The sequence below is a fragment of the Nocardioides sp. P5_C9_2 genome (genome assembly GCF_054049555.1).
Genome location: NZ_JBFUMD010000410.1, coordinates 1 through 3,599 on the forward strand (window position 1 = coordinate 1; position 3,599 = coordinate 3,599).

3 protein-coding genes are annotated in these 3,599 nt (G+C 70.7%); all 3 read left to right on the forward strand.

Annotation, left to right across the window (positions count from 1 at the left end; translation table 11 throughout):
- The coding region (locus ACXJKL_RS17090; RefSeq protein ID WP_457208218.1) for a flotillin family protein at positions 1 to 1,438 on the forward strand (1,438 nt) is incomplete at its 5' end.
- Positions 1,439 to 1,586: 148 nt separating this feature from the next.
- Positions 1,587 to 1,955, forward strand: a complete 369-nt coding sequence (locus tag ACXJKL_RS17095) for a DUF485 domain-containing protein (protein ID WP_457208219.1) — start codon at positions 1,587 to 1,589, stop codon at positions 1,953 to 1,955.
- Positions 1,952 to 3,559: a solute symporter family protein gene (locus ACXJKL_RS17100; RefSeq protein ID WP_457208220.1), complete on the forward strand. Its 1,608-nt coding sequence runs from the start codon at positions 1,952 to 1,954 to the stop codon at positions 3,557 to 3,559. The genes ACXJKL_RS17095 and ACXJKL_RS17100 overlap by 4 nt, the downstream gene beginning before the upstream one ends.
- Positions 3,560 to 3,599 lie beyond the last annotated feature (40 nt).

A 3,599-nucleotide genomic window follows, 5' to 3' on the forward strand; every position in this document is an offset into this window, starting at 1 on the left:
GGCGTACATCGTCACGGGACGCAAGGGCAAGGCGGTGCTCAACCCCGAGACCGGCGCGCTGAGCCACGACCTCTCCGGGCAGAAGGTCATCCTCGGCGGCGGCGTCTTCGTGATCCCGTTCGTCCAGAAGCTCGCCACCCTCGACCTCTCCTCGCGGCGCATCTCGGTGCAGATCCGGGGCGCCGTCTCGGGCCAGGGCATCAAGCTCAACGTGGAGGGCGTGGCCATCGTCAAGGTCGGCGGCAACGCCGACCAGATCCGCCTCGCGGCCCAGCGCTTCCTGGCCCAGCAGGGCGAGATCGAGTCCTTCACCCAGGAGGTGCTCGCCGGCGCGCTGCGCTCGATCGTCGGCGGCCTGACGGTCGAGCAGATCATCCGGGACCGGGCCGCGTTCGCCCAGCGGGTCGCGGACGAGTCCGAGAACTCCCTCACCGGCCAGGGGCTGATCCTCGACACGTTCCAGATCCAGGACGTCACCGACGAYGGCACCTACCTCGCCGACCTCGGGCGTCCCGAGGCGGCAYGCATCCAGCAGACGGCCTCCATCGCCGAGGCCAACGCCCGGCAGGCCGCCGAGCAGGCCCGGATCGCCGCCGAGCAGGAGATCGCCATCGCGACCCGGACCCTGGCGCTCAAGCAGGCCGAGATCAAGGCCGAGACCGACGCGGCGTCGGCCACCGCCGCCGCCTCCGGCCCGCTGGCGCAGGCGGACCGCGACCAGGCGATCCTGCTGGAGCAGGAGAAGGTCGCCGTCCGCCAGGCTGCGCTGACCGAGCGCAACCTGGAGACCGAGGTCCGCAAGCCGGCCGACGCCGCCCGCTACAAGGTCGAGCAGGAGGCCGAGGCCCAGCGCTCGGCCGAGATCGCCGCCGCCGAGGCCCGCAAGGCGGCCACCATCGCCGCCGCCCAGGCGAAGGCCGAGGAGGCCCGCCTCAGCGGTGAGGCCGAGAAGTCGCGGCGTACGGCGCTCGCCGAGGCCGAGGCGATCGAGGGCGCCCGGCGCGGTGAGGCCGAGAAGGCCCGGCGTACCGCGGAGGCCGACGCGACCCGCGCCGAGGGCGAGGCCACCGCGGCCGCCACCCTCGCGGTGGGCCAGGCCGAGGCCGAGGCGATGGACAAGCGCGCCGACGCGTTCGCCCACTACAACGACGCCGCCGTGCTGCAGATGCTCATCGAGGTGCTGCCGCAGATCGCCCGCGAGGTCGCGGCGCCGATGGCCGCGATCGACCAGCTGACCGTCATCTCCTCCGACGGCGCCGGCGCGCTGCCGCGCCAGGTCAACGACAACGTCGTGCAGACCCTCACCATGCTCAAGACGTCGACCGGCCTCGACCTCGAGGCGCTGATCAAGAAGTCCGTCGGGCAGGCCGCGGGCACGTCGAACGGGGTCCCCGACCGCGGCGCCCTCGCGGACGGGTCGTCCGGCCCGGCCGCGTAGCCGACCGCTCGTCGTACGCAACCGACCGCTCGGCGACGCGGCGGCCCCACCCGCCGACGTACCGGCGAGGACCCCTCCCCCTCCACGAGGCGGTGGTGCGACCGTGACGGCGGTCACACATCGGTGACCCCGCGTGGAAGGAATCACCGTGACATCCGAGACCCACGAACAGGCCGCGCGCCACGACCCGGTCTACGACCGACTGCACGAGACGGCGGAGTTCACCGAGCTCCGCCGTCGCTACCGAGGCTTCGTCTTCCCCGCCACCGCGGCGTTCCTGACCTGGTACCTGCTGTACGTCGTCATGTCGAGCTGGGCGCCCGACTTCATGGCCATCCAGGTCGTCGGTCACATCAACGTGGCCCTGGTCTTCGGGCTGCTGCAGTTCGTGACCACCTTCGGGCTGGCCTACGTCTACAGCCGCTTCTCCAACGCCAGGCTCGACCCGCTGGCCCGTGACCTGGAGAAGTCCTACCGCGACCAGGCCGGCGTCGACGCGAAGCGGGGTCAGGCATGAACGACCAGGTCCTCACCACCGTCCTGTTCCTGTCCGTCGTCGCACTGACGATCGGCATCACGTTCTGGGCGAGCCGCCAGACCAAGACCGCCGCCGACTTCTACTCCGGCGGCCGCTCCTTCTCCGGCTTCCAGAACGGGCTCGCCATCGGGGGCGACTACATGTCGGCCGCGTCGTTCCTCGGCATCTCGGGGGCCATCGCTCTCTACGGCTACGACGGCTTCCTGTACTCCATCGGCTTCCTCGTCGCCTGGCTGGTGGCGCTGCTGCTCGTGGCCGAGATGCTGCGAAACGCCGGTCGCTACACGATGGCCGACCAGCTCGCCTTCCGGATGAACCAGCGCCCGGTGCGCACCGCCGCCTCGATCTCGACCGTCGTGGTCTCGATCTTCTACCTGCTGGCCCAGATGGTCGGCGCCGGCACCCTGGTCGCGCTGCTGCTGGGCGTCGACAGCCAGGCGATCAAGAACATCACCATCATCGGTGTCGGCGTGCTGATGATCTTCTACGTCGTCGTCGGCGGCATGAAGGGCACGACGTACGTCCAGATCACCAAGGCCGTGCTGCTGATGCTCGGCTCGGCGCTGATCGTCGTGCTGGTGCTCAAGGAGTTCAGCTTCAACCTCTCGTCCCTGCTCGGGGCGGCGGCGGAGAACTCCGGCAAGGGCGAGGCCTTCCTGCAGCCCGGGCTCCAGTACGGCAGCACGCTGACCTCGCAGATCGACTTCCTGTCGCTCGGCCTGGCGCTCGTGCTCGGCACCGCTGGCCTGCCGCACATCCTGATCCGCTTCTACACCGTCCCCACGGCTCGTGACGCCCGCAAGTCGGTGCTGTGGGCCATCGGCCTGATCGGCGTCTTCTACCTGATGACGCTGGTCCTCGGCTTCGGTGCCGCTGCGCTGCTCGACCGTGACGTCGTCGACCCGGTGGAGGGCGGCAACCAGAACCTCGCCTCCCCGCTGCTCGCCGAGGCGGTCGGCGGTGGTGAGGGCTCCACGGGCGGGGCGATCCTGCTCGCGCTCATCGCGGCGGTGGCGTTCGCGACCATCCTCGCGGTGGTCGCCGGGCTGACGCTCGCGTCGTCCTCGTCGGTGGCGCACGACCTCTACAAGGGGGTCCTGAAGAAGGACCAGCCGGTCTCCGAGAAGGACGAGGTCCGGGTCGCCCGGATCGCGGCCTTCGTGATCGGCGCGATCGCGATCGTGCTGTCCATCCCGGCGCAGCGCCTCAACATCGCCTTCCTCGTGGCCCTGGCCTTCGCCGTCGCGGCGTCGGCCAACCTCCCGGCGATCATCTACAACATGTTCTGGCGACGCTTCAACACGCGCGGCGCCACCTGGAGCATCTACGGCGGTCTCATCTCCGCCGTCGGGCTGGTGCTGCTCTCGCCGGTCATGTCGGGGCTGCCCACCTCGCTGTTCCCCGACTCCGACTGGGCGATCTTCCCGCTCAACAACCCGGGCATCGTGTCGATCCCGCTGGGCTTCCTGCTCGGCTACCTCGGCACCATCTCCGCCCGGGAGCCGAGCGCTGAGGACCGCTTCACCGAGCTCGAGGTCCGGGCCCTCACCGGGGCCGGCGCCGAGGGCGCCGTGCACCACTGATCCACCCACCACGACGTCCGGACCGGCCCCCGACCAGCAC